20 protein-coding genes are annotated in these 26,366 nt (G+C 73.2%); 6 read left to right on the forward strand and 14 right to left on the reverse strand.

Annotated elements, in window-relative coordinates; genetic code table 11:
- Window positions 1-53: 53 nt before the first annotated feature.
- Window positions 54-3,740 (reverse strand): GH92 family glycosyl hydrolase, encoded by a 3,687-nt coding sequence (locus tag JOE63_RS15585; RefSeq protein WP_204542500.1) that lies wholly within the window; start codon window positions 3,738-3,740, stop codon window positions 54-56.
- A 289-nt stretch (window positions 3,741-4,029) separates the two neighbouring features.
- Here JOE63_RS15585 and JOE63_RS15590 point away from each other — a divergent pair, with 289 nt between their 5' ends.
- Complete coding sequence (locus JOE63_RS15590; RefSeq protein ID WP_204542502.1) at window positions 4,030-6,771, forward strand: DEAD/DEAH box helicase; 2,742 nt, start codon at window positions 4,030-4,032, stop codon at window positions 6,769-6,771.
- 79 nt (window positions 6,772-6,850) lie between these two features.
- Here JOE63_RS15590 and JOE63_RS21475 read toward each other — a convergent pair whose 3' ends face one another.
- Together JOE63_RS21475 and JOE63_RS15600 are read right to left on the reverse strand one after the other, a co-directional pair.
- Entirely contained in the window at window positions 6,851-7,276 is a 426-nt protein-coding gene (locus tag JOE63_RS21475) for a carboxymuconolactone decarboxylase family protein (protein ID WP_087469410.1), read from the reverse strand.
- Window positions 7,277-7,346: 70 nt separating this feature from the next.
- Window positions 7,347-8,261 (reverse strand): GNAT family N-acetyltransferase, encoded by a 915-nt coding sequence (locus JOE63_RS15600; RefSeq protein WP_204542504.1) that lies wholly within the window; start codon window positions 8,259-8,261, stop codon window positions 7,347-7,349.
- Between the two features lie 118 nt (window positions 8,262-8,379).
- Here JOE63_RS15600 and JOE63_RS15605 point away from each other — a divergent pair, with 118 nt between their 5' ends.
- The gene (locus JOE63_RS15605) at window positions 8,380-9,105 is read left to right on the forward strand and encodes a VIT1/CCC1 transporter family protein (RefSeq protein WP_087469412.1); all 726 of its coding nucleotides are present in this window, start codon (window positions 8,380-8,382) and stop codon (window positions 9,103-9,105) included.
- 25 nt (window positions 9,106-9,130) lie between these two features.
- Window positions 9,131-9,634 carry a Cys-tRNA(Pro) deacylase gene (gene ybaK / locus JOE63_RS15610; protein WP_087469413.1) on the forward strand — a complete coding sequence of 168 codons (504 nt, stop codon included), beginning with the start codon at window positions 9,131-9,133 and terminating at the stop codon, window positions 9,632-9,634.
- A gap of 79 nt (window positions 9,635-9,713) precedes the next feature.
- On the opposite strand, the gene JOE63_RS15615 is transcribed toward ybaK, so the two are convergent.
- Entirely contained in the window at window positions 9,714-10,112 is a 399-nt protein-coding gene (locus JOE63_RS15615; protein ID WP_047232538.1) for a YccF domain-containing protein, read from the reverse strand.
- Between the two features lie 109 nt (window positions 10,113-10,221).
- Here JOE63_RS15615 and JOE63_RS15620 point away from each other — a divergent pair, with 109 nt between their 5' ends.
- A complete protein-coding gene (locus JOE63_RS15620; protein WP_204542506.1) occupies window positions 10,222-10,968 on the forward strand; it encodes a YggS family pyridoxal phosphate-dependent enzyme in 747 nt (248 codons plus the stop codon).
- A gap of 74 nt (window positions 10,969-11,042) precedes the next feature.
- Here JOE63_RS15620 and JOE63_RS15625 read toward each other — a convergent pair whose 3' ends face one another.
- Window positions 11,043-12,092 carry a lipoate--protein ligase family protein gene (locus JOE63_RS15625; RefSeq protein WP_204542507.1) on the reverse strand — a complete coding sequence of 350 codons (1,050 nt, stop codon included), beginning with the start codon at window positions 12,090-12,092 and terminating at the stop codon, window positions 11,043-11,045.
- Between the two features lie 68 nt (window positions 12,093-12,160).
- Window positions 12,161-13,819, reverse strand: a complete 1,659-nt coding sequence (gene cimA, locus JOE63_RS15630; RefSeq protein WP_087469416.1) for a citramalate synthase — start codon at window positions 13,817-13,819, stop codon at window positions 12,161-12,163.
- Between the two features lie 337 nt (window positions 13,820-14,156).
- Here cimA and JOE63_RS15635 point away from each other — a divergent pair, with 337 nt between their 5' ends.
- Window positions 14,157-14,747: a hypothetical protein gene (locus tag JOE63_RS15635; protein WP_087472440.1), complete on the forward strand. Its 591-nt coding sequence runs from the start codon at window positions 14,157-14,159 to the stop codon at window positions 14,745-14,747.
- Between the two features lie 108 nt (window positions 14,748-14,855).
- Here the strand turns inward: JOE63_RS15635 and JOE63_RS15640 are convergent, their stop codons facing one another.
- Together JOE63_RS15640 and JOE63_RS15645 are read right to left on the reverse strand one after the other, a co-directional pair.
- A complete protein-coding gene (locus JOE63_RS15640) occupies window positions 14,856-15,989 on the reverse strand; it encodes a branched-chain amino acid aminotransferase (protein WP_087472441.1) in 1,134 nt (377 codons plus the stop codon).
- 208 nt (window positions 15,990-16,197) lie between these two features.
- Window positions 16,198-17,241, reverse strand: a complete 1,044-nt coding sequence (locus JOE63_RS15645; protein WP_087469417.1) for a 3-isopropylmalate dehydrogenase — start codon at window positions 17,239-17,241, stop codon at window positions 16,198-16,200.
- A gap of 131 nt (window positions 17,242-17,372) precedes the next feature.
- On the opposite strand from JOE63_RS15645, the gene JOE63_RS15650 reads away from it, so the two are divergent.
- Window positions 17,373-18,590 carry an ROK family transcriptional regulator gene (locus JOE63_RS15650; protein ID WP_204542508.1) on the forward strand — a complete coding sequence of 406 codons (1,218 nt, stop codon included), beginning with the start codon at window positions 17,373-17,375 and terminating at the stop codon, window positions 18,588-18,590.
- A 69-nt stretch (window positions 18,591-18,659) separates the two neighbouring features.
- Here the strand turns inward: JOE63_RS15650 and JOE63_RS15655 are convergent, their stop codons facing one another.
- The 6 genes from JOE63_RS15655 to JOE63_RS15680 all read right to left on the reverse strand — a co-directional run bounded on the left by JOE63_RS15655 (window position 18,660) and on the right by JOE63_RS15680 (window position 26,323).
- Window positions 18,660-19,199 (reverse strand): ASCH domain-containing protein, encoded by a 540-nt coding sequence (locus tag JOE63_RS15655; RefSeq protein WP_204542509.1) that lies wholly within the window; start codon window positions 19,197-19,199, stop codon window positions 18,660-18,662.
- Between the two features lie 213 nt (window positions 19,200-19,412).
- Window positions 19,413-20,438 (reverse strand): ketol-acid reductoisomerase, encoded by a 1,026-nt coding sequence (ilvC, locus tag JOE63_RS15660; protein WP_087469420.1) that lies wholly within the window; start codon window positions 20,436-20,438, stop codon window positions 19,413-19,415.
- Window positions 20,439-20,559: 121 nt separating this feature from the next.
- Window positions 20,560-21,084 (reverse strand): acetolactate synthase small subunit, encoded by a 525-nt coding sequence (gene ilvN, locus JOE63_RS15665; RefSeq protein WP_087469421.1) that lies wholly within the window; start codon window positions 21,082-21,084, stop codon window positions 20,560-20,562.
- 13 nt (window positions 21,085-21,097) lie between these two features.
- On the reverse strand, window positions 21,098-23,011 hold the full coding sequence (locus JOE63_RS15670) for an acetolactate synthase large subunit (protein ID WP_087469422.1): 1,914 nt from the start codon (window positions 23,009-23,011) through the stop codon (window positions 21,098-21,100).
- Between the two features lie 377 nt (window positions 23,012-23,388).
- Window positions 23,389-25,257: a glycoside hydrolase family 13 protein gene (locus tag JOE63_RS15675; protein WP_204542510.1), complete on the reverse strand. Its 1,869-nt coding sequence runs from the start codon at window positions 25,255-25,257 to the stop codon at window positions 23,389-23,391.
- Window positions 25,258-25,276: 19 nt separating this feature from the next.
- Complete coding sequence (locus JOE63_RS15680; protein ID WP_307840147.1) at window positions 25,277-26,323, reverse strand: DUF4037 domain-containing protein; 1,047 nt, start codon at window positions 26,321-26,323, stop codon at window positions 25,277-25,279.
- Window positions 26,324-26,366: the final 43 nt, after the last annotated feature.

The following is a 26,366-nucleotide window of genomic DNA, read 5'->3' on the forward strand; positions in this document are numbered from 1 at the left end:
GGCAGGGATGGAGGACGGTGGTGCGGGACCGTGCGGCCCCGCACCACCGTCGATCAGGAGCAGGCGGCGGCGGCGTACGCGGCCGTGACCTGCTGGGGCTCGCCGTCGGGCGTCGTCACGGTGACCGTGACCTCGCCCGCCTCGACGCCGGCGGCGCGGGTGGCGAACGACTGGTACGCGTTCGCCCCGGGCGCGACGTCACCGAAGAGCTTCGAGCCGTACGGCGTCGCGAGCTCGATCGCGGCGGCCTGCTCGCCGGTGTTGAGCGCGCGCACCGCGACGAACGCCTTGCCGGCGAGGCAGCGGGCCTGTGCCGTGACCTCGACCTGCGGCGCGGGGACGACCCCCGTCGCGTCGGTCGCGATCGCGAACACGTGGAACCGCTCGTCGTCCGGCAGCGTGACCGACGTCAGGACCTTGCCGTCGGGGATCGCGACGGGCGCGGTGGCGTAGAGGCCGCAGCCGATCTTCTGCACGTTCTCGCGGTCGCCGCGCGCCCCCGCCTTCGCGACCGTGATGTTGCCGGGCTCGGGCGAGCCCGTGCACCAGTCGCTGAGCCGCACGTCGACGGTCTGCGACGTGCCGTCGGCGAACCCGAGCACGAGGCCTCCCCCGTGCGTGCCGTGCGTGCTCGTCCCCACCACCGAGAGGTGGCGGGCCGAGCGCAGGTGCTCGGGCACCTCGAGGACCTCGCCGCTCGCGGCGACGTTGTCGGGCGTGCCCGCCGGCGGTGCCCCGAGCGTGTAGGTGAGGTCCGTGCCCGGCACGGTGAGCTCCAGACCCTGGACGGCGCCGAGGTCAGCGAGCAGGTCGCGCAGGAGATAGGCGCCCGAGCCGTCGAGGTTCGCGTTGGCCGCCCCGGCGTCGCCGATGCCGACGTTGTCGAACGCGCCCGCGATCCACGACTCTCCGGACACCACGACCTGCACCTCGCGCACCGCCTCGGTGCCCGCGGCGTCACGCACGACGAGCCGCACGGTGTGGAGCCCCGGCTCGGCGTCCGCGGGTGCGGCGAGCGTGACCGTGCCCTCGACCGTGGCCGGCAGGCCGGCGGACTCGGCGGTCCAGTCGGCGAGGTCGGTCGTCGCGGTGACCGCGCCGTCGGACGTCACCGCGAGCGTCCCGCTGGACGTCCCCGCGCCCTGCGCGACGACCTGGACGGCGACGTCGGTCTGCCCGCCCGGCGTGAGGACCGGCTGTCGCGGCGTCGCCCCGACGAACAGGCGCTCGACCGTGCCGTCCGCGGGCACGACGGCGCCCGGCGAGGCCGCGGGGTCGGTCGCCCACGCGGACGGCTCGGTGCCGACGGTCACGTCGAGCGTGCCCGCCGCGGTGAGCTCGTCACCCGTGACCCAGGCGCGGTCGAGCGGCTCGCCGCCGAGCGACACGGACTGCGTGTAGTGCGCGTCGGGCGCGACACCGTCCGCCGTGAGGTGCAGCGAGTCCCGACCGAAGACCTCGGGGTCGAGCGTGATGGTCACGTCGTCGAACAGCGGGGTCGTCAGGCCCCACAGGTCGGTGCCCGGCACGATCGGGTACACGCCGATCGACGACAGCACGTGCCAGGCGGACATGGTGCCGAGGTCGTCGTTGCCCGTGACGCCGTCGGGGCCGTCGGTGAACAGCGTCGACGCGGCGCGCACGACGTCCGTCGTCTTCCAGGGCTGCCCGGTCCACAGGTAGACGTACGGCGCGTGGAGGTTCGGCTCGTTGTTCGGGTTGTAGGTCTCCCAGCCGTAGTAGTCGTACGTGCCGTTGACCCAGACCTCGCTCGCGACGCGCGCGGGGTCGGCGACGAGTTCGTCGTACGCGAAGAACGCGTCGAGGCGGTCGATCGCGGCGTCGGTACCGCCCATGAGGTCGAACAGGCCCGGCACGTCCTGCGGCACGAGCCACTGGTACTGGACGGCCGTGCCCTCGTGGAACCCGTCGGAGTGCGCGGGGTCCGCGTCGCCGACGAAGAAGCCGTCGGCGCTGCGCGCCCGGAAGTTGCCCGTGCGCGGGTCGAAGACGTTGCGGTAGCTCTGGCCGCGGGCCGCGTACCGGTCGGCGTCCTCGTCGTGGCCGAGGCCGCGCGCCATCGTCGAAAGCATCGCGTCGGCGAGGGCGTACTCCATGGTCGCCGAGGCGCCGTGCTGGAGGTCGTAGTCCCCCGGCTTGCCGGAGCGCGCGGGCTCGTGCGGGACGAACCCGTCGCGCAGGTACTCGACGTTCGCCGCGCGTCCGTTGAACGGCGAGTCGGCGGGCGGGACGCCGTCGGCGTTCTGCTGCAGGACGGCGTACGTCTCCTCCTCGTGGCCCGCGAGCAGGCCCTGCCGCCAGGCGCTGACGAGGAACGGCGTCGCCGGGTCGCCGGTCATGATGTTCGTCTCGACCGTGCCGTAGCCCCAGCGCGGGAGCCAGCCGCCCTGCTGGCCCTGGCGCACGAGGGAGAGCGCCATGTCGGCAGACTCGTCGGGCGCGAGCAGGTACAGGAGCTGCTGCTGGGTGCGGTACGTGTCCCAGAGCGAGTAGTTCTGGTAGTACGTGAAGTCCGGTTCCGCGGCGTGGACCTCCTGGTCCCAGCCGCGGTAGCGCCCGTCGACGTCGGAGCCGACGTTCGGCGCGAGGAAGCTGCGGTAGAGCGACGAGTAGAACGTGCGCAGGTCGTCCTCGGCCCCCTGCCCGACCTGCACGAGGCCGAGGCGCTCCTCCCAGGCCGAGCGCGCGGCGTCGTGCACGGCGTCGAACGTGCCGGTCTCCGCCGCGAGGTTCGCCGCGGCGCCGTCGGCGCCGACGTAGCTCATCGCGGTGACGGCCTCGACGTCGAGGTCGCCGCCCGTGGTGTCGAACGTGACGTACGCGCCGCGCCGCCCCTCGCCCCCGGACGCGGCGTCCGAGCCCGCGGTGACGGTCGCGCCATCCCACGTGCCGTGCGCGACGAAGGGGCGGTCGAAGGTCGTGCGGGTCCAGATCGTCTGCGGCTCGGTGTCCTGGCAGAAGCCGCGCACGGTGATCCGGGTCTCGACCGTGCGGTCGTCGACGACGCGCACGTCGGACTCCGTCACGCGGTTGAGCGCCTGGCCAGCGTTGAGCAGGACGTTGGCCTGCGCCGTCGCGGGGAACGTGTACCGCTGGACGCCCGTGCGCGCGGTCGCGGTGAGCTCGGCCTCGATCGTGCCCGCGGCGGCCTGGAGGCCGACGCGGTAGTACCCCGGCGAGGCCTCCTCGTCGTCGTGCGAGAAGCCGAGCGCGTACTGGCCGTAGTCGGTGGACGTGATCGCGCCCGTCGTCGGCAGGGTCGGGAGCGGGCCGCCGAGGCCGCAGCCGACGCCCGACAGGTGCACGAGCGAGAACCCGCGCACCGACGTGCGGTCGTAGTCGTACCCGACGTTGTGGCCGTTGTCCGGCGAGAGCTGCACCATGCCGAACGGCACGGCGGCGCCGGGGTAGGTGTTGCCGTCGTCCTTGGTCCCGATGAACGGGTTCACGTAGTCGACCAGCGGGCCGTCGACGGCGGCAGCGGCGGCATCGGACCCCGTCGCTGCCTCCGTCCCGGTGGCGGTCGCGGGCGACGCCCCGATCCCGGGCGCGGCGTACGCAGCCAGCGGGAGCGCGAGGCTCGCCGCGGTGGCGAGGGCGACGACGGCGCCGCCCGCGCGACGCCGGTGTCCGCCGGGACGCGGCGGACGAGAGCGGGACGGTCCGGTACGGGCCGGGAATGGATCGCGATCAGCGTTGACAGCGCTGTCTGTCCGCATGTGGTGCTCCCCTTGGTCCCACGGCGGCGTGGGGTCGGTGGTCATCGATGACTCGGAGGCCGGGACCGGCCTCGACGCCGGTCCCGCGGCATACCCTCGCACACGTTGACAGCGCTATCAACCCCTTGTGCCCCGATCTCCCGATCTTCCGAACCCGGGGTCGTCCCCCAGTCCGGCGGGGAACCGGGGAACAACCCCGGGTTCGGCAGCGCCAGATCCGCACCGACCCCGCGGCCGGTGCGACGGGCTGCCGACGACCCCGGTGCTCCACACCTGACAGACTCGTCCCGTGACCACCACGACCGGCCGCACCCCGGCTCTCCTCGCGCACGTGCCCGCCCCGACGGGCAAGGCCCCCGACCCGGACGCGCTCTACGAGGGGTTCACCACCTGGGCGACCGAGCAGGGTCTGGAGCTGTACCCGCACCAGAGCGAGGCGCTCATCGAGCTGGTCACCGGCTCGCACGTCATCCTGTCGACGCCCACGGGCTCGGGGAAGTCGCTCGTCGCGATGGGCGCGCAGTTCGCCGCGCTCGCCGCGCACCGGTCAGGCCGCGGCGGCCGCACGTACTACACCGCGCCGCTCAAGGCGCTCGTGAGCGAGAAGTTCTTCGCGCTCGTCGCGGCGTTCGGGTCCAAGAACGTCGGCATGACGACGGGCGACTCCGCCGTGAACCCCGACGCCCCGATCATCTGCTGCACGGCGGAGATCCTCGCGAACATCGCGCTGCGCCGCGGCGGCGGTGACGGTGTCGCCGACGGACCTGTCGACGACGACGCGATCTCCCAGGTCGTCATGGACGAGTTCCACTTCTACGCCGACCCGCAGCGCGGCTGGGCGTGGCAGGTCCCCCTGCTCGAGCTGCCGAACACCCAGTTCCTGCTCATGTCCGCGACGCTCGGCGACACCACGCGGTTCGTCGAGGAGCTCGAGGAGCGCACGGGGCGCCCCGTCGCCGAGGTCACCACGGCCGAGCGGCCGGTCCCGCTGCACTTCAGCTACGTCGTCGAGCCGCTCACCGAGGTCATCGAGGAGCTCGTCAGCACGCGCCGCGCCCCCGTGTACGTCGTGCACTTCACGCAGAAGGACGCCGTCGAGCGCGCGCAGTCGCTGCTGTCCATGAACGTCGCGACGAAGTCCGAGAAGGAGGCGATCGCGGCCGAGCTGGGCGACTTCCGCTTCGGCACCGGGTTCGGCAAGACGCTGAGCAAGTTCCTGCGGCACGGCGTCGGCGTGCACCACGCGGGCATGCTGCCCAAGTACCGGCGCGTCGTCGAGCGCCTCACGCAGGCGGGGCTGCTCAAGGTCGTGTGCGGCACGGACACGCTCGGCGTCGGCATCAACGTGCCCATCCGCACCGTGCTGCTCACGAGCCTCGTGAAGTTCGACGGCGAGCGCATGCGTCACCTCACGGCGCGCGAGTTCCACCAGATCGCCGGCCGCGCGGGCCGCGCCGGGTACGACACCGTGGGCGAGGTGCTCGTCATGGCGCCCGACCACGTCATCGAGAACCGCAAGATGCTCGCCAAGGCGGGCGACGACCCGAAGAAGCTCAAGAAGATCGTCCGCAAGAAGGCGCCGCAGGGGTCGGTCAACTGGACCGACGCGACGTTCGAGCGCCTGCGCGACGCCGAGCCCGAGCCGCTGACCAGCCATTTCACCGTGACGCACGCCATGGTGCTCAACGTCCTCGCGCGCACGGCCCAGCACGGGCGCGGGACGGTCGACGTGTCCGACCCGCGACGCGACCCGGTCGAGGCGATGCGGCACCTGCTCCTCGCGAACCACGACACCGACACCCAGCGCCGCGAGCACGTGCGCCAGACGCTGCGCATCTACCGCTCGCTGCGCGTCGCCGGGATCGTCGAGCGCGTGCGCGTGCCCGACCCGTCGCGCCCCACGGGCTACCGCCCGAGCGTGCGGCTCGTCGGCGACCTGCCGCGCGAGTTCGCGCTCAACCAGCCGTTGTCGCCGTTCGCGCTCGCGGCTCTGGACCTGCTCGACGTCGAGGGCGCGACCCACGCGCTCGACGTCGTCTCCGTCATCGAGGCGACCCTCGACGACCCGCGCCAGGTGCTCTACGCGCAGCAGAACGCCGCCAAGGGCGAGGCCGTGGCCGCGATGAAGGCCGAGGGGTACGAGTACGAGGAGCGCATGGCGCTGCTCGAGGAGATCACGTGGCCCAAGCCGCTCGAGGAGCTGCTGGCGCCCGCGTTCGCGATGTACAAGCGGTCCAACCCGTGGGTCGCGGACGCCGAGCTCTCCCCCAAGTCCGTGGTCCGCGACATGGTCGAGCGCGCCATGACGTTCGCGGAGTTCGTGTCCGTCTACGGGCTCGAGCGCACCGAGGGCGTCGTGCTGCGCTACCTCGCGGACGCCTACCGCGCGCTGCGCCAGGTCGTCCCCGAGGAGCACCGCACCGAGGAGGTGCAGGAGATCGTCGAGTGGCTCGGCGAGCTGGTGCGCGGCGTCGACTCGTCGCTCCTCGACGAGTGGGAGCGCCTGGCGCACCCCGTCGACGACGACGCGGACACCGAGGTCGGCGACGGGCCGCTCTCCGGCGCGGGTGCCGAGGCGCCGACCCGGCCGGTCACGGGCAACCCGCGCTCGTTCCGGCGGCTCGTGCGCAACGCGCTGTTCCGCCGCGTCGAGCTCGCGTCGCGCGAGGACTATCGCGCGCTCGGCGCGCTCGACGGCGGCGCGGGCTGGGACGCGGACGCGTGGGGCGACGCGCTCGACCCGCTGTTCGAGGACCAGGGCGACGACGCGGTCGGCATCGGCCCCGGCGCCCGTGCCGCGGCGCTGTTCCAGGTCGTCGAGGCCGGCGCGGAGGTCCCGGCCGGCCACGAAGGCCCGACGGCGGAGCACGCCCCGGGCGGGGTCGTCCCCGCGGGCACGTGGCTCGTGCGGCAGGTGCTCGACGACCCGGCCGGCGACCACGACTGGGCGATCACGGCGAGCGTCGACCTCGCGGCGAGCGACGAAGCGGGCGAGCCGGTCGTGACCGTGCTCGCGGTCGGGCCGCTGTAGGCCGACGCCGCGACGAGCGCCGACACCGTGGCGCCCACGTCGGCGCCACGGTCCCGGGAACCCCCGGGCCCCCGACCGCTCAGTCGACCGGCAGCAGCCCGCGCTCGGCGAAGACCTGCTTCGCCACGGCAGTCGCGTTGAGCGCCCGCGGGAACCCGCAGTAGACGGCCGACTGCAGCAGCGCCTCGACGATCTCGGCCGGCGTGAGACCGACGTCGAGCGCGGTGCGGACGTGGATCTCGAGCTGGGGCTCGCACCCGCCGAGAGCACTGAGCATCCCGAGCGTGACGAGCTGCCGGTCGCGCGGCTCCAGGTGCGGTCGCGCGTAGATCTCGCCGTACGCCCAGGCCGAGATCTGGTGCTCGAGCTCGGGCGAGACGTCCGCGAGCGCCTCCGCGAGGACGGCGCCCGCCGTCTCGTTGACGGCGCCGAACACTCCTCTCCCGTGCTCGTAGCGCTCCGCGCGTGTGGTCGGTCGGTCGTCCGTGAAGTTCCCCTGCGTCACGCCGAGCAGCGTAGAGGACGGGGCGCGACCTGCGGCGACGGTCTCACTCGCGGCCTGGCCGGCGGCGCGGTCAGCCGGCCTCGCGCCGCCGGTCGAACCGCTCCGGCAGGTGGGTGAACCCCGCCGAGACGTACGTGGCGACACCCCCGACGTTGGACGCCGGCGTCGCGACGAGCGCGCTCGACGCGCCCAGCTCCCGCAGCGCCACCAGCCCGGCGAGGGTGACCGCCCGGCCGAGCCCACGGCCGCGGTGGTCGGCGTGCACCCCCATGGGCTCGATCAGCCCGGGTCGGCCCGGGCCGGCCGACCACACGCCGATCACCGCCACGGCGGGCCCCGGGCCGCCGTCGGGCGTCTCGCCGTCGGACGGACCGCCTCCGGGCGAGCCGTCGTGCACGACGAGGCAGCGTGCGTCCGCGTACGGGAGCCCGGTCGCCAGGGCGTGCCAGCGCTCCGGAGCGGCCCGCGTCCCGCCGAACGACGAGCGGAGCGTCTCGGCCCACGCGGCGGCTTCCGGCGGCCCCACCTCGCGCACCCGGACCGCCGGGTCCTCGACCGGGGCGGCCAGGTCGCGGCGCAGGAGCGCCCACCGCTCGTCGACGCGCCAGCCCGCCACCGCCAGGTACTCGTCGACGAGGGCTCCGACCGGTGCTTCGACCGACGCGCCGCCCTCCCCCAGCACGCCGCGCTCGGGTCGACCGGCGTCGTCGGCGAGGCGGCGTGCGAGCTCGTCGTCGCGCTGCAGGTCCGGCGCGATCCCCAGGCGGAGCAGGTCGGGGCCGTCGAGCAGCCCGACGGCGACGACCCGTCCGTCGCGGCGCCACGTCCGCAGCGCGGCGGCGGTCTCCTGCGCGCCGAACCGCCAGAACCAGCCCACGTCGCCGGGGTGCAGCTGCAGCGGCGCCGCGTCGTCCTGCCATGCACGCAGCGCGTCCAGGGCCTCGCCCAGCCCGTCGACGTCCGGGGTCGCCAGCTCGATCGCCATGCCCCGATCAGACCTCACCGCGCCGCCGGGACGCACGCTCATTACGTCGTCGGCCCCGCGGCGGAGGCCCGCACGGCCTCCGGTCGCGCCGGGCCGGTGGGCCCCTACGGTGGAACCCATGAGCGACGCGCCGCGCAACGGTCAGCACCTCGGTGAACCCCACCACCCGGAGAGCACGGGGTCACGGCTCAACCGGCTGCGCGCCGGGGTCCTCGGCGCCAACGACGGCATCGTGTCGACGGCGGGCGTCGTCGTGGGAGTCGCCGCGACGAGCACGTCGGTCCCCGTCATCGCGACGGCGGGCGGCGCGGCGCTCCTCGCGGGGGCCCTGTCCATGGCGGCGGGCGAGTACGTCTCCGTGAGCACGCAGCGCGACACCGAGCGGGCGCTGCTCGCGACCGAGCGGCGCGAGCTCGCCGAGATGCCGGACGCCGAGCTCGAGGAGCTCACGGGGATCTACGAGGCGAAGGGTCTGACGCCGGACCTCGCGCACCAGGTCGCCGTCCAGCTCACCGAGCGCGACCCGCTCGCCGCGCACGCCGACGCCGAGCTGCACATCGACCCCGACGAGCTCACGAGCCCGTGGGAGGCCGCGGTCGCCTCCATCGCGTCGTTCACGGTGGGCGGCCTGCTGCCGTTCGCGGCGATCCTCCTCGCACCGCAGGCCGTGCGCATCCCGCTGACGTTCGTCGCCGTCGTGCTCGCGCTGGTGCTCACGGGCTGGGGCTCGGCCCGCCTCGGGAACGCGCCGACCCGGCGCGCGACGGTCAGGACCGTCGTCGGCGGCGCGGTCGCGATGGGCGTGACCTACGCGATCGGGTCGCTGCTCGACGTCAACGTATAGCGCGGCGCTGCGGCAGAATCGGCCCGTGGCCAAGAAGTCGAAGTCGTCCGCGCACGCCGGCACGCCCGCGGTCGCGCTCCTCGAGCGCGAGGGCGTCGCCCACACGCTGCACCCGTACGAGCACGACCCGTCGAGCGACCTGTCGTACGGCCTGGAGGCCGCGGCGGCGATCGGGGTGCCCGCGGAGCAGGTGTTCAAGACCCTGCTCGCCGTCGTCGACGGCGCCGCGCTCGTCGTGGGCGTCGTGCCGGTCGACCGCCAGCTCGACCTCAAGGCGCTCGCCAAGGCGGCGGGCGGCAAGAAGGCGGCCATGGCCGAGCCCGCCGCGGCCGAGCGCGCGACGGGCTACGTCGTCGGCGGCATCTCGCCGCTCGGCCAGAAGCAGCGCCACCGGACGTTCCTCGACGACACCGCGCTCGCGTTCGACGCCGTCTACGTCTCGGGCGGCCGCCGCGGCCTCGACGTCGGCCTCGCGCCGTCGGACCTCCTGCGCCTCACGGACGGCACCGCCGCCTCCCTCGCGAGGTAGAGGCCCGTCGGCCGAGAGAGAGGTCTGGCCATGACCAGGCCTCTACCTCGCGCTGCCGGGGCCCCTCTCTCGCGGTCGGTCAGCGCTGGTAGGCGGTGTACGGGGCGTCGGTCGGGACGATGTCCTTGCCGAGCGGCAGGAGCGAGACCGGGATCATCTTGAGGTTCGCGATCCCGAGCGGGATGCCGATGATCGACACGAACAGCGGGATCGCGGTGACGACGTGCCCGATCGCGAGCCAGATCCCGGCGACGACCACCCAGATGACGTTCCCGATCGTCGACCACGCGCCCGCGGTCGGCTTGTCGACGACCGTGCGGCCGAACGGCCACAGCGCGTAGCCCGCGATGCGGAACGACGCGATGCCGAACGGGATCGTGACGATGAGGATGCAGCAGATGATGCCCGCCAGGACGTAGCCCAGGGCGAGCCAGAGCCCGGCGAACACGAGCCAGATGATGTTGAGCAGTGTCTTCACGGCACCGTCCTTTCCCCACCATTCTCGCCGATCAGACCGCCGATGCCGATCCGGGACCACCCTGAGACGACCCGGATCTCGGGCGACCTGCCCGGCCTAGACTGACCGCATGCCCCTCCCCGACCCGTCGTCCGCGCTGCCCGCGCAGATCGCGCAGAACCTCGCCCGGGTACGGTCCCGGGTCGACGACGCCGCCCGCGCGGCCGGGCGCGCGCCGTCGGACGTGCGGCTGCTCGTGGCGACCAAGACGCAGCCCGCGGACGCCGTGCGCGCGGTCGTCGAGGCCGGCGCGGACCTGATCGGCGAGAACCGCGTGCAGGAGCTGGTCGCCAAGGCGCCCGACCTCGCCGACCTCGTGGCGGTCGGCCGCGTCGAGGTCCGCATGATCGGGCACCTCCAGCGCAACAAGGTCAACCAGGTCCTCGCGACGGCGACGGGCGTCGAGAGCGTGGACTCGCTCGCGCTCGCCGAGGCGCTCGCGGCGCGCTCCGCGCGTGACGGCAGGGTGCTCGACGTGCTCGTCCAGGTGAACGTCTCGGGCGAGGAGTCCAAGTCGGGCGTCCGGCCCGACGACGCGCCCGCCCTCGCGACCGCCGTCGCCGCGCTCGAGGGTCTGCGCCTGCGAGGCTTCATGACGATCGGCGCGAACTCGCCGGACGAGACGGTGGTGCGCGCGGGCTTCGCGCGCCTGCGCGAGGTGCGCGACGCCGTCGTGACCTCGGGCGCTCCCGGGACCGGAGACGCGCGCGAGCTGTCGATGGGCATGAGCGGCGACCTGGAGCTCGCGATCGCCGAGGGCGCGACGATCGTCCGCGTCGGCACCGCCGTCTTCGGCCCGCGACCCACGCCGAGGTAGAACTCGCGGTCGCGACGTAGAACCCCGGGAGCTCTACCTCGCGACCGGCGGTTCTACCTCACGGGGTGAGGGCGTCACGGGACGCGCGCGGTCCACTCCGGCGTCGAGAACTTCGTCCGCGCGAGCTCCTGGGCGCGCTCGCGCTCCTCGGGCGTGACCTTGCCCTCGACCGTGCGGTAGCGCGACCGGAAGTGCGCCTTGAACGCCTCGATGACGTCCTCGCGCGCCATGCCCGTCTGCGAGCGCACCGGGTCGACGCGCTTGTTCGCGCTCGTCGTGCCCTTGTCCGAGAGCTTCTCGCGGCCGATCCGCAGCACCTCGAGCATCTTGTCCGCGTCGATGTCGTACGCCATCGTCACGTGGTGGAGCACCGCTCCCCCGCGCAGCCGCTTCTGCGCCGCGCCCGCGATCTTGCCCGCGGGCGACGCGATGTCGTTGAGCGGCTTGTACGTCGCCTCGACGCCGACGTCCGCGAGCGCGCCGAGCACCCAGTCGTCGAGGAACGCGTACGAGCGCTCGAAGCTCAGCCCCTCCACGAGGGAGCCCGGGACGTAGAGCGAGTAGGTGATGGTGTTCCCCGGCTCGACGAACATCGCGCCCCCGCCGGAGATGCGGCGCACGACCGTCACGCCGTGGCGCTCCGCGCCCTCCGGGTCCACCTCGTTGCGCAGCGACTGGAACGAGCCGATGATCACCGCGGGCGACGCCCACTCCCAGATCCGCAGCGTCGGGCCCCGGTGACCGGCGTCGAGCTCCTCCGTGAGCACCTGGTCGAGCGCGAGGTGCATCGCCGGCTCCTCCGGGCCCTCGTGCACGATCTCGAAGGTGTGGTCGCCCCAGCCCGTCGCGTGCCCAAGTGCTCGCCGGACCGCGATGGCCACGGCCTCCGGCGAGAAGCCGATCATCGTGACGCCCTCGTCGAGAGCGCCCTGCACGGCGCTCGCGAGCTGCGCGACCGTCGCCGTCTCGGGCATGCCCGTCAGCGCGCCGTCGATGTCCTCGAGCGCGTCGTCCGGCTCGAGGAAGAAGTCACCGCTCACCGCGACGCGGGCGAGCCGCCCGGCCTCCACCTCGACGTCGACCGCTACGAGCTTGCCACCGGGGACCTTGTACTCACCACGCACCCGTCCACCCTAAGCCCGCGGGGCGGCGGCTCGGCGGGAGACGTCGGTCACGACCGTCCGGCGACGGCTCAGCGAGGGTCGACCCCCGCGTGGACGAGGCCGTAGATCGCGGAGTCGGTCAACGCCTCCCAGGCCGCCTCGATGAGGTTCGGCCCGACGCCGACCGTCGACCACGACGTCGAGCCGTCGGTCGTCTCGATGAGCACGCGCGTGATCGCGTCGGTCCCCTGCTCGGTGTCGAGGATGCGGACCTTGAAGTCGATGAGCTCGAAGACCTCGATCTCGGGGTAGACGCGCCCGAGGGCGAGCCGGAGCGCGTGGTCGAGCGCGTTGACGGGCCCGTTCCCCTCGCCGGTCGTGACGATGCGCTCGCCCCCGGCGTGGAGCTTGACGGTCGCCTCGGCCGTGGCCTCGGTACCGCGCGACCCGGCCCGCTCGACGATCGTGCGCCAGCTCTCGACGCGGAAGTACGGGGGACGCTCGCCCGTGATCTCCTCGCGGAGCAGCAGCTCGAACGAGGCGTCCGCGGCCTCGTAGGTGTACCCGTTGGCCTCGTCGTCCTTGACCCGGTTCGTCACGCGGGTGAGCAGCTCGCCCTGGCCCGAGAGGTCGAACCCGAGCTCGCGGCCCTTGAGCTCGATCGACGCGCGGCCGGCCATGTCGGAGACGAGCATGCGGATGTCGTTGCCGACCGCCGTCGGGTCGATGTGCTGGTAGAGGTCGGGGTCGACCTTGATCGCGCTCGCGTGCAGGCCGGCCTTGTGCGCGAACGCGCTCGCGCCGACGTACGGCTGGCGCGCGTACGGGGAGATGTTGGTGATCTCGCTGATCGCGTGCGAGATGCGCGTGGACTCCTCCAGGCCCTCCCCGGTCAAGGTCCGCAGCCCGTGCTTGAGCTCGAGGTTCGCGACGACCGTGAGGAGGTCGACGTTGCCCGTCCGCTCCCCGTACCCGTTGACCGTCCCCTGCACGTGGGCCGCGCCCGCCTCGACGGCCGCGAGGGTGTTCGCCACCGCGCACCCGGAGTCGTTGTGCGCGTGCATGCCGAGCAGCGCGTCGCCCGGGAGCGCGTCGCGCCCGTGCGGGAGCCCGACGGCGTCGCGCAGCTCCTCGACGACCTCGACGACCCAGGTCGGCAGCATCCCGCCGTTGGTGTCGCACAGGGCCACGACCTCGGCCCCGGCCTCGAACGCCGCCTGCACGGCGGACCGCGTGAACGCCGGGTCGTACCGGTAGCCGTCGAAGAAGTGCTCCGCGTCGACGACGACCCGGCGGCCCTCGCCCACGAGGAACGACACGGTGTCGGTGATCATCGCGAGGCCCTCGTCGGGAGTCGTGCGCAGCGCGCGCTCGACGTGCCGGACGTCGGACTTGGCGACGAGCGTCACGACCGGCGCCTCGGAGTCGACGAGCGCCCGCACCTGCGGGTCGTCCCACGCGCGCAGGCCGGCCTTGCGGGTCGAGCCGAACGCCGCGAGCACGGCGTGGCGCAGGTCGAGCTCCTTGGCCGCACGGCGGAAGAACTCCGTGTCCTTGGGGACCGCACCGGGCCAGCCGCCCTCGATGAACCCGACGCCGAGCTCGTCGAGCAGCGGCGCGATGGCGAGCTTGTCGGCGACGGAGAGGTTCATGCCCTCCTGCTGCGCGCCGTCGCGCAGGGTCGTGTCGTAGACGTGGAAGACCCGGGCCTCGCGGGGGCCGGTCACGGGGGTCGTCGCCGAGGTCATGGTGCCTCTTCCTGCCGTTCGTCGTGTCGCGGACGCCGCTGCGTCCGTCCCTCTGGTCCGTCTCCCAGGACGCCGGGTGGGGCCCTCGTGAGGCGGGTGGCCCGGCATCCGTGCCGCCGGGCGGGGGTGGTGCCCAGCAACAAAAAAACCCCCCGAGGGTGCGGGAGGTCTGCGCGTCCGGTGAGTGCTACCGGGCGCGCTACTCGATAATGAGCTGGGAGACGAGGTGTGTCACAGGGCACATGGTGCCACAGGTTCCGCGAGGATGGACACGAGCGTCCATCCACCGAGCCGCCCACCGCCCTCGGGCGCGGCGGCGACCGACCGAGGAGTGACGATGAGCGACCCGACGCCGGGCGGCTACGATCCGCAGAACCCCCCGACGCGCCGGTACGGGCAGCCGCCCGTGCCGCAGCACGCCCAGCCACCCGCGATCCCCCCGACGGACCCGCAGGCCGGGTTCCCGGAACCACGGCCTCCGGTCAACCCCGCGGACCCGCGCCTCGCGGTCGAAGCGGGCCGGTTCTGGGCGGGCGCCGCGGCGACGGCGCTCGTCGCCGCGCTCATCGGCATGCTCGGCGTGATCATCTTCGAGCGCATCTTCGCGATCACGCTCGTCCCGCCGCCCGACCTGTTCGGCACGGGGTCGCGCCAGGCGGCGTGGGCGATCGACGGCGCGATCCTCGCCGTCCTCGCGGCGGGGGTCCTGCACCTGCTCATCCTCAGCACCCCGCGCCCCCGCGCGTTCTTCGGCTGGATCATGGCGCTCGTCATCGTGGTGATCGCGGTGCTCCCGTTCGCCTGGTCGAGCGACGTCACGGCGGCAGCCCTGTCCGGGCTCATCAACCTGCTGATCGGCATCGCGGTCTGGTCGCTGCTCGCGGGCGTCGCCGGGCGCACCATCGTCGTGCGGCCGGCGACGGTCTGAGGCTCCGCGCGGCGGCCCGCGGCGCGCGCTCTGCCCACCGACGACGACGGGGCGCACCTCCCGCAGGAGGCGCGCCCCGTCGTCGTGCAGGGTGCGGAGTGCCGCGCCTCAGGCGAGCCGGCGCAGCCAGCCGTGGCGGTCGGCCGCACGCCCGGTCTGGATGTCCGTGAGCTCGGCGCGGACCGCCATCGTGAGCGTCCCGGCCTCGCCGCCACCGATGGTGTGGTCGAAGTCAGAGCCCGCGAGGCGGCCGATCGGCGTGATGACGGCGGCCGTACCGCACGCGAACACCTCGGTCACGGAGCCGTCTCGGATCCCGGCGAGGACGTCGGTGAGCGGGATGCGACGCTCGACCACGTCGTGCCCGCGGTCGGTGAGGAGGCGGATGATCGACGAGCGCGTCACGCCCTCGAGGATCGAGCCGCTGAGCTCCGGCGTCTCGACCGAGCCGTCCGCCTTGACGACGAACACGTTCATGCCGCCGAGCTCCTCGAGGAACGTGCGCGTCCCGGAGTCGAGGAAGCACACCTGCTCGCACCCGTGCTGCTGCGCGACCACCTGCGGGAGCAGGCTGGAGGCGTAGTTGCCGCCGCACTTCGCGTCACCGGTGCCGCCGGCGCCGGCGCGGCTGTACTCGCGGTCGACCCAGATCGACACGGGCTTCACGCCGCCCGAGAAGTAGGGCCCGACCGGGGAGGCGATCACCAGGTACTCGGCCTCGAGCGACGGGCGCACGCCGAGGAACGCCTCCGACGCGTACATGAACGGACGCAGGTAGAGGCTCGCCTCGTCGCCCGTGGGGACCCAGTCGACGTCCGTGCGCACGAGCGCGGTGATCGACCCGACGAAGTCGTCGACCGAGAGCGCGGGCAGCGCGAGCCGGTGCGCCGAGCGCGCGAAGCGCGCCGCGTTCGCCTCGGGGCGGAACGTCCACACCGACCCGTCGGCGTGGCGGTACGCCTTCATGCCCTCGAAGATCTCCTGCGCGTAGTGCAGGACGGCGGTCGCCGGGTCCAGCAGGAGGGGGCCGTACTTCTCGATGCGGCGGTCGACCCACCCGTCGGTCGAGTTCCAGCTGATCCGCGCCATGTGGTCCGTGAAGACCGTGCCGAACTTCGGGGCCGCGATCGCGGCCTCGCGCTCGGCGGGCGGCGTCGGGGCGTCCGTGGGGCGGACGTCGAACAGGGCGATGAGGTCCTCCTCCGAGGAGGACGGCTGGTGCTGCGCTGCGAGGGTGCTCATCATGAGGCCTTTCACCTGGCGACCCGGGTGGTCTCCGCCTAGTTTTCCACGACCGTGCGGCTCGTGCGGCGATCCGCGCGAGGGCACGACGGCGGCAGGGCGTCACCGGGTCAGAACGGGAGGGATCCGGTCCTGGGGCGATGACGACCGAGGTGCGGGGACTGCGGGCGAACCGGTGTCCGGGTCCGTGCGAGACCCGGGCGGCGTGTCAGCCGGCGACGCGAGCGGCGAGCTCGCGGCCCACCTCGGCCGTCGAGCGTACTCGGCTCCCCCGCTCGGCGAGGTCGGCCGCGACGGCCGCCTCGACGCGCTTCGCCTCGTCGCCGAGGCCCAGGTGGTCGAGGAGCAGCGCGACCGACAGCACCGTGGCGGTCGGGTCCGCCTTGCCCTGCCCGGCGATGTCGGGTGCCGAGCCGTGCACCGGCTCGAACATCGACGGCGCGGTGCGGTCAGGGTTGATGTTCGCGGACGCGGCGAGACCGATACCGCCCGTGATCGCGGCGGCCTGGTCCGTGAGGATGTCGCCGAAGAGGTTGTCCGTGACGATGACGTCGAACCGCGACGGCTTCGTCGTGAGGAAGATGGTCGCCGCGTCGACGTGCAGGTAGTCCGTCGTGACGTCGGGGAACTCGGCGTTGACGGCCTCGACCGTGCGGCGCCACAGGTGGCCCGCGTGCACGAGGACGTTGTGCTTGTGCACGAGCGTCAGGTGCTTGCGCGGGCGCGCCTGGGCGCGGGCGAACGCGTCGCGCACGACGCGCTCGACGCCGAACGCCGTGTTGAGGGAGACCTCGGTCGCGATCTCGTGGGGCGTGCCGGTGCGCAGCGAGCCACCGTTGCCGACGTACGGGCCCTCGGTGCCCTCGCGCACCACGACGAAGTCGATCTCGCCCGGGTCGGCGAGGGGCGAGGTGACGCCCGGGTACAGCTTGCCCGGGCGCAGGTTCACGTAGTGGTCGAGCGCGAAGCGGAGCTTGAGCAGCAGACCGCGCTCGAGCACGCCCGACGGGACGCTCGGGTCGCCGATCGCGCCCAGGAGGATCGCGTCGTGGCCGCGGATCGCCTCGAGGTCCGCGTCGGTGAGCGTCTCGCCCGTCGCGTGCCAGCGGCGCGCACCCAGGTCGAACGGCGTCGTGGAGACCTTCACGTCCGAGCCGGCCACGGCCGCCTCGAGCACGGCGAGGCCCTGCTCGACGACCTCGGTCCCGATGCCGTCCCCGGCCACGACTGCCAGATCAATGGTGCGCGTCATGCGGTGAGCGTACGCCGCCGCGCCACCCCTCGGGACGACGGTCTCACGTCTCGGACTTCGCCCGAGTTGCGCGACGGGCCGCGAGCATGCACTATTAGGAAACTTTCCTAAAGCCCGTTCGAAGGAACGCCATGACCGCGCCCACCTCGTCGAGGGTCCCCGGCACGCCGGGGCTGCTCCGCACGATCAACGATCGCGCGGCGCTCGAGCTCCTCCTCGACGCCGGACCGCTCACCCGGTCCCAGATCGGCGACAGCACGGGAGTGTCCCGACCGACGGCCTCGCAGATCGTCGCACGGCTCGAGCAGTCGGGTCTCATCGAGCCGACCGGCTCCGTGCAGGGCGCGCGCGGGCCGCAGGCGACACAGTACGCCGCACGCACCGACGTCCTCGTCGGGCTCGCGCTCGACGTCGTGCCCGACGGCGTGCGGGCGAGCGTCGTCGACGCGCTCGGCCGGACCCTCGGCGAGACCATCGTCACCGCCGGCCCCGACCGCGCCGCCGCGACCGACGTCCGCACGGCGCGCGACGAGGCCTGCGCGGACGCGGGCATCCCGGTCGGGCGCGTGGCGACCGCCGTCGTCGGCGTCCAGGCGGCCGTCGCCCCGCGCACGGGCGACATCGCCCTCGTCGGCGAGCTGCCGGGCTGGCCGCGCGAGGGCCTGCGGGGCCACCTCGAGGACGCCCTCGGCATCGACGTGCGCGTCGAGAACGACGTGAACCTCGCCGCGATCGCCGAGCGCGACGCCGGTCGGGACGAGCAGAGCTTCGCCCTGCTGTGGCTCGGCGAGGGCATCGGCATGGGCGCGTGGCTCGACGGCCGCGTCCACCACGGCACCACGGGCGGCGCCGGCGAGATCGGCTACCTCCCCGTCCCCACCACGGGGATCGACGACTCCGTCAACGTGCAGGACCTCGTCGGTGGCCTGCGGCTCGTCGAGCTCTGCGCCCGGACGGGCGTCCCCGGGGTCACGGAGGCCACCCCCTACGCCGCGGCCGTCGCCGCCGTCCGGGAGCACCGCGACACCGACGCCGTCCACGCGCTCGTGCAAGACCTCGCCCGCCGCGTCGCGATCGTGCTCCAGCCCGTCGTGGCGATCCTCGAGCCCGACGCCGTCGTGCTCGGCGGACCGACGGGCGTCGCGTGCGGCGCGGCGCTCGCCGAGGCCACGGCTGACGTGCTCCGCGACACCGACCAGCGCACGGGCGCGGTCCTCGCGAGCGCCGTCCCCGAGCTCGCGGTCCTGCGCGGGGCGCGCTCCGTCGTCGCGCAGGACGTGCGCACGCTCCTGCTCGCCGCAGCGGGTCGACCGGACCACCCGGTCGGCACGTCACCAGTCCCGGGGTAGTTCCTCTTCACCTGCCCCGCGAGCGGTGGCCGTCCGACCGTGGCACGGACGGCCACCGCTCATCCCCGCTCAGCGCGGGTAGCGCAGCTCGAACCGCTCGCACACGAGCGGCATGTCGGGAGCGAAATCACGCTCCAGGACGCGCTTGAAGTACGTCTCGTGACCGTCGCGCCACGCCTCGAGCGAGCCGTCGTCCTCCCCCTCCGCCAGCGCGAAGTCCGCGTCGACGTCCTCGAACGCGACGATCTCGACGGACGTCGTGCGGACGAGAGCCCGCGGGTGGCCCTCACCGTCGAGCAGGATCGACAGCTCGCCGACGCGTGGGACGGGCTCCCCCGAGTCCTCGTACTCCCAAAGCGCGGACGACGTCGCGGTCTTCTCGCCGCTGAGCACCGCGGCGAGCAGACCGTCGGCCAGCTCGGGGTTGTCGCCGAACGACCACGCGGGCGGCGGCACGGTCTCGGAGACCGTGGTGCCGGTGACCACGCCCACCCGCGCCATCCCGGCGCTCGGCCGTGCCAGCTCCCAGAACGCGAGGATCTCCGCCGCCCTCTCGTCCACCACCACGTCGTCCGTCACCGGTTCCCCCTCGTCCGCCTGTCGGGTCATGCCCCTATCGTGGCGCACCGCCGGTCGATCTGCCCGGTCTCCCGCCATTCGTCCCACCCGTGTCGCCCCGACGCCATCCCCTACCTCCCTGGACGCCGCGACCCGTTCCAGGCCTGGCGGCCTGCTGGCCTGCGCCCGGGTGAGCCGACAGCAAGGGGGTGGGTGACAGGGGTCACCCACCCCCAGAGGTGAGCCAAGCTCAGAGGTCGAGGATCAGCGCGCGGCGCTGCCCTCGGTGTAGTCGGCGTCCTGCTGCTTCCACGCGAACAGCGAGCGCAGCTCCTTGCCGACCTTCTCGATCGGGTGCTGCGCGGCCTTCTCGCGGAGCTCCGTGAACTCCGGGGCGCCGGCGTCCTGGTCGCCGATGAACCGCTCCGCGAACGCGCCGGACTGGATGTCCGCGAGGACGCCCTGCATGTTCTCCTTGACGTGCGGGTCGATGACGCGCGGGCCGGAGACGTAGTCGCCGTACTCGGCGGTGTCGGAGACGGACCAGCGCTGCTTGGCGATGCCGCCCTCCCACATGAGGTCCACGATGAGCTTCAGCTCGTGCAGCACCTCGAAGTACGCGATCTCCGGCTGGTAGCCGGCCTCGGTCAGGGTCTCGAACCCGTACTGGACGAGCTGCGACACGCCACCGCAGAGGACGGCCTGCTCGCCGAACAGGTCGGTCTCGGTCTCCTCGGTGAACGTCGTCTTGATGACGCCGGCGCGCGTGCCGCCGATCGCCTTCGCGTACGACAGCGCGACGTCCCACGCCTGGCCCGACGCGTCCTTCTCGACGGCGATGATGTCGGGGATGCCGCGGCCCGCGACGAACTCGCGACGCACGGTGTGGCCCGGCGCCTTGGGCGCGATGAGGATGACGTCGACGCCGTCGGGGGCCTCGATGTAGCCGAAGCGGATGTTGAAGCCGTGCGCGAAGGCGAGCGTCTTCCCGGCGGCGAGGTTCGGCTTGATCTCGTCGTTGTAGATCGAGCGCTGGTGCTGGTCCGGCGCGAGGATCATGATCAGGTCGGCCCACGCCGCGGCGTCGGCGACGGACTTCACCTCGAAGCCCTCGTCCTGGGCCTTGGCGGTCGACTTCGAGCCCTCACGGAGGGCGACGACGACCTCGACGCCGGAGTCGCGCAGGTTCTGGGCGTGCGCGTGGCCCTGGCTCCCGTAGCCGACGATCGCGACCTTCTTGGCCTGGATGATGGACAGGTCGGCGTCGTCGTCGTAGAACAGCTCAGCCACGATGGATCTCCTCGGTTCTTCGTTGCGGTGCAGGGGTCTGTTTGCGACGTCTCGCGGTGGGACGCGATCGATCGGGACGCACCGACGCCCGTGCGGGTCTCGGTGCGAGGGTAGGCGATGGTCAGGCGGAGCGGACCACGCGTTCCAGCGCGCGGTCGGTGATCGAGCGGGAGCCGCGCCCGACGGCGACCGTCCCGGACTTCACGATCTCCCGCACGCCGTAGGGCTCGAGCGCCGTGAGCAGCGCGTTGAGCTTCTCGCCCGTGCCGGTGGCCTCGACGGTGACGGCGTCGGGGACGACGTCGACGACCTTGGCGCGGAACAGGTTGACGACCTCGAGCACGCCGGTGCGGTTCGCCCCGTCGGCGCGGACCTTGACGAGCAGGAGCTCGCGCTGCACGGACGCGGCCGCGTCGAGCTCGACGATCTTGATGACGTTGACCAGCTTGTTGAGCTGCTTCGTCACCTGCTCGAGCGGGTGCTCCTCGACGTCGACGACCACGGTGATGCGCGAGATCTCCTCGTGCTCGGTCGGGCCGACCGCGAGCGAGTGGATGTTGAAGGCGCGACGGGCGAACAGGCCCGCGACGCGCGTGAGCACGCCGGGCTTGTTCTCGACGAGCACGGAGAGGGTGTGGCGGGACATGGCTGCGCGCTCCTCAGTCTTCACGGTCCCACGCGGGCGAGATGCCACGCGCGTACTGGATGTCGTCGTTGCTCACGCCGGCGGCCACCATCGGCCACACCATCGCGTCGCGCGAGACGTTGAAGTCGATGACCACGGGGCGGTCGTCGATCTCCATCGCGCGCTTGATCGCGGCGTCGACCTCGCCCATCGACTCGACGCGGATGCCCTCGCACCCGTAGGCGTCGGCGAGCTTGACGAAGTCGGGGACGCGCGCCGTGCCGTGGCCCGTGTGCAGGTCGGTGTTGGAGTAGCGCTTGTCGTAGAACAGGGTCTGCCACTGGCGCACCATGCCGAGCGAGCTGTTGTTGATCAGCGCGACCTTGATCGGGATCTCGTTGATCGTGCAGGTGGCGAGCTCCTGGTTGGTCATCTGGAAGCAGCCGTCGCCGTCGACCGCCCACACCGTGGCATCCGGGCGGCCGACCTTCGCGCCCATCGCCGCGGGGATCGAGAAGCCCATGGTGCCGAGGCCGCCGGAGTTGATCCAGGTGCGCGGGTGCTCGTACCGGATGAACTGCGCGGCCCACATCTGGTGCTGGCCGACGCCCGCGACGTAGATCGACTCGGGGCCGGAGATCGCACCCAGGCGCGAGATCACGTGCTGCGGGGCGAGGTGGCCGTCGTCGGGCTCGGTGTACCCGAGCGGGTAGGTCTCACGCCAGTCGTCGATCTGGCGCCACCAGGCCTCGACGTCGGGCTTCCCCTTGGCCTCGTGCTCGCGCTCGAGCTCGGGGAGCAGGTCGGCGATGACCTCCTTGAGGTCGCCGACGATCGGCACGTCCACGTCGCGGTTCTTGCCGATCTCCGCGGGGTCGATGTCCGCGTGCACGACCTGCGCGTGCGGCGCGAAGCTCGAGAGCTTGCCCGTGACGCGGTCGTCGAAGCGCGCGCCGAGGGACACGACGAGGTCGGCCTTCTGCAGCGCCGCCACGGCGGGGACGGTGCCGTGCATGCCGGGCATCCCGAGGTTCTGGGGGTGCGTGTCGGGCACGGCGCCGCGCGCCATGAGCGTCGTGACGACCGGCGCGCCCGACAGGTCGACGAGGCGGCGCAGCTCGGCCGACGCGTCCGCGCGGACCACGCCGCCACCCACGTAGAGCACCGGGCGACGGGCCGACGCGAGCAGGCGCGCGGCCTCCTTGATCTGCTTGCTGTGCGGCTTCGTCACCGGGTGGTAGCCCGGGAGCTGCACGTCCTGGGGCCACGAGAACGTCGTGCGCGACTGCATCGCCGACTTCGCGATGTCCACGAGCACCGGGCCGGGACGTCCCGTCGAGGCGATGTGGAACGCCTCCGCGATGGTGCGCGGGATGTCGTCCGGGTCGGTGACGAGGAAGTTGTGCTTGGTGATCGGCAGCGTGATGCCGACGATGTCCGCCTCCTGGAAGGCGTCCGTGCCGATCGCACCCGCGGCGACCTGGCCGGTGATCGCGACGAGCGGGATCGAGTCCATGTTCGCGTCGGCGATGGGCGTGACGAGGTTCGTCGCACCGGGGCCCGACGTCGCCATGGTCACGCCGACCCTGCCGGTCGCGTGCGCGTAGCCCTGCGCGGCGTGGCCGCCGCCCTGCTCGTGGCGCACGAGGATGTGGCGCAGCCGCTGCGAGTCCATGAGCGGGTCGTACGTCGGGAGGATCGCGCCACCCGGGATACCGAAGACGACCTCGGCGCCGACCTCCTCGAGGGAGCGGACGATCGACTGCGCGCCGGTCATCTCCTCACCGGTCGAGGTGCCCTGCGTGCTGCCGGCCGGGCGAGCCGTGGCAGCGCGCCGGACGTCGCCGCGCGGGGCGACCGACGCGGGTGTCGGGGCGGGCTTCGGCGCCGGCGCCGCGGGCGTCGGGGCCCCCGGTCGCGGAGGTGCCGGGGTGGGACCCTGGGCCATGGTGTCTCCTGCGTGTCGTGGCCTCGGCCCGGCGGGCGCCCCGTGGGGCGCTCCGCCGGGAACCGGAGCCGACCGTGGTGGTGCGGTCGTGCTGGTCGCGGTGTGCGGGTGCCGGTCCTCGCGGGTCTCGCGGGTGCGGCGCTCGCGGTGGCCTGGTGGGCCTGCCGCGGTCTGTCTGCCGTGCTGGTGGCGTTGTGGTGGCAACAAAAAACCCCTCGGACCCGGGATGCCGGGCTGGACGAGGGGTGAGCGCGCTGACGAAGCCTGGTGGCGTGGCCTCAGCCGGCGCGCTCAGGAAGTACTACAAGGAGGATCGTCTGCACGTCATGGGACTGTACGCCCATGTTTCGGGGATGTCACGTGTCGAGGCAGCCGTCTCACGCACTGGGACGTGCGTCGTTCTCGATCGTCCGGCGGAGCACCCGACCCTCCCACGGCCGCAGGTGCCCGCCGGCGCCCGGCCGACCCCCGGCGTCGGGTCCGGCCGGGTGCGTGGCCACCAGGGTCGGCGCGTCCTCCCAGCCGGCGAGGACGTCGTCCGGCACGTCCTGGGGCTGCCCGCCCACGTTCACGAGGACCATCAGCTCGTCGCGTACGACCGTCCCGTCCGCTCGCGTCGTGTCGAGGCCGCGCGTGAACGCGTAGACCGCGTCGTGGTCCGGCAGGAGCATGTGGAAGTCACCGAGCGCGACGACCGGCTCGTCGCGACGCAGGGCGACGAGCCGCCGGTAGAAGTGCAGCACCGAGTCCGCGTCGGCCCACGCGGCCTCCGCGTTGATCGCCGCGTGGTTCGGGTTGACCTCGAGCCACGGCGTCCCGGTCGTGAACCCGGCGTTCGTGCTCGCGTCCCACTGCACGGGCGTGCGGGCGTGGTCGCGGCTCGCGTGCGCGAGCACGGCGAGCATCTCTCCGTCGGTGCGCAGCCGCGGTCCGCCCGTGCGGCCCGTGAGCTCGCGGAAGTACCCGAGCGACTCGACGTCCTGGTACTGCTCGACGCGCGTGAACGGCGCGTTCGTCATGCCGAGCTCCTCGCCCTGGTAGACGTACGGCGTGCCGCGGTGCAGGTGCAGCAGGAGCGCGAGCGCTTTGGCCGACGCGACGCGGTGCGCCGGAGAGTCGTCGCCGAAGCGGGAGACGACGCGCGGCTGGTCGTGGTTGTCCCAGTACAGGGCGTTCCAGCCCCGGTCGGCGAGCCCCGCCTGCCAGCGGCCGAGCGTCGCCTTGAGGTCGGCGAGGTCCCACCGGACCGGGTCGTAGCGCGTCGCCCCGTGGTCGATCCCCATGTGCTCGAACTGGAACACCATGTCGACCTCGCGGCGGTCGGGGTCGGTGTACCGGACGCCGTGCTCGACGGTCACCCCCGGCGTCTCCCCCACCGTGAGGATCTCGCGGCCCTGCGCGAGGTACGGGGCGAACACCTCGCGGTGCATCTCGGCGAGGAACTCGTGCACGCGCGGCCCGTCGGTGTAGTGCGGGCTCCCGTCGCCGTACGTGCCCCAGTGCACCTCGCCGTCGGGCAGCGAGCCGTCGGGCCCGAGGTCCTTGGAGATCAGGTTGATGACGTCCATCCGGAACCCGTCGACACCACGGTCGAGCCACCTCCGCATCATGGCGTAGACCGCGTGGCGGACCTCCGGGTTCTCCCAGTTGAGGTCCGGCTGCTTGGTGTCGAACAGGTGCAGGTAGTACTCCCCCGACGCCTCGTCGAACCGCCACGCGCTCCCGCCGAAGAACGAGCGCCAGTTGGTCGGCTCGGCGCCCGGCGCCCCGGGCTCCATGCCGGCGCGCGCGGGGCGCCACCAGTACCAGTCGCGCCGCGGGCTCTCGGCGGACGACCGCGACTGGACGAACCACGGGTGCTCGTCGCTCGTGTGGTTCACGACGAGGTCCATGACGAGCTTCATCCCGCGCGCGTGCAGTCCCTCGATCAGCGCGTCGAGGTCCGCGAGCGACCCGAACAGCGGGTCGACGTCCTCGTAGTCGCTGATGTCGTACCCGTTGTCCGCCTGCGGCGACCGGTACACCGGCGACAGCCACACGACGTCCACCCCCAGCCGCTCCAGGTGGTCGAGGCGCCGGGTGATCCCGGGGAGGTCGCCGACGCCGTCGCCGTCGGTGTCCTGGAACGAGCGGGGGTACACCTGGTACACGACCGAGCGCGTCCACCAGGGCGCGTCCCCCGGCGTCTCGGCGCCGGGCCATCCGCCGCGAGGCAGGGCGTCCGGGGTGGGTGCGGACGAGGTCATCGCACGGCTTCCTCTCGGGTCACGGGTTCCTGGTCCCAGCCTGCCCGACGCCGCGCGCCGCGGCGACGCGACGGCCGGGGTCCGTGAGGACGTCGACGTCGTCGACCCACTGCTCGACCGTCCCGACGCCCGGCGGCAGCGCCCGCACCACCGGGTCCTGGATCGCGGCCGTCACCGCGTCGGCCACCGGACCAAGTCCCCGGAAGGGCCGGTCGAAGAACGGGACGACGACGTCCGCGACGGTCGGGAGGCCCACCTCGCGCTGGAGGTCGTGCAGGGTCTCCAGCCCCCGGCACAGCGCCGCCTCGCGCGAGCGCCAGTCGTCGGCCGCGAGCGCCGCCACGAGGTCGGGCCGGGCGGCGGCGGCGCGCGGGAGCGCGGCGAAAGCCGTCCCGAACCACTTCGCGTACGGGGGCCAGCGCCGCTCGAGCAGGAACCCCAGGTGCATCGCGACGCGCACGAGCCGGGCGGCGACGACGCGCGACCCGAGGTCGTCGCCGCGCTCCGCCGTCCGGCCGACGAACGGCAGCTCCTGCCCGATCCGCGCCCAGTCGACGGCGACCGCGTACCGCCACACGTCGTCGGGGTACCAGGCGAGACGATCGCGCGCTGCCGTGACCCGCCCGTCGGTGTCCACGAACACCGGCCCCGCCGTCACCTCGAGCACCGCCTGTCCGGTGAGCGCGAGCCAGTCGCCCACAGCCAGCGGACGCGTGGCGTCGACACCGAGGCGCGAGGTGACGAAGCCCGACGGCGACGCGACCTCGACCTGGTGCGGGCCGTGCGGGCTCCACGTGGTCGGGAACCGGGTCGGGTGCCCGCCGAACGTGTCGGGCAGCGCGGCGTCGAGCAGCGCCTCGACCTGCGCGACCATCGGCTCGTCGACGAGCAGCGTCAGGCGCAGGCCCCAGTCGTGGTCGCGCGACGTCGCGTCGTCGAGCCCGAGGACGTCGGACCCGCTCCCGAGGCGCCCTGCCGCGTGCGGCAGCCCGGGCCAGCGCTCCAGCACGAGCGGCCCGACGACCTCGTCGTAGTACCGCCGCGCGAGGTCGGTCCCGGTCTCCACCCGACCATCCTGCCCGGTCGCTACCTGGGGCGGAGGCATCCGG

Source organism: Cellulosimicrobium cellulans, assembly GCF_016907755.1.
In the GTDB taxonomy this organism is placed as follows: domain Bacteria; phylum Actinomycetota; class Actinomycetes; order Actinomycetales; family Cellulomonadaceae; genus Cellulosimicrobium; species Cellulosimicrobium cellulans_D.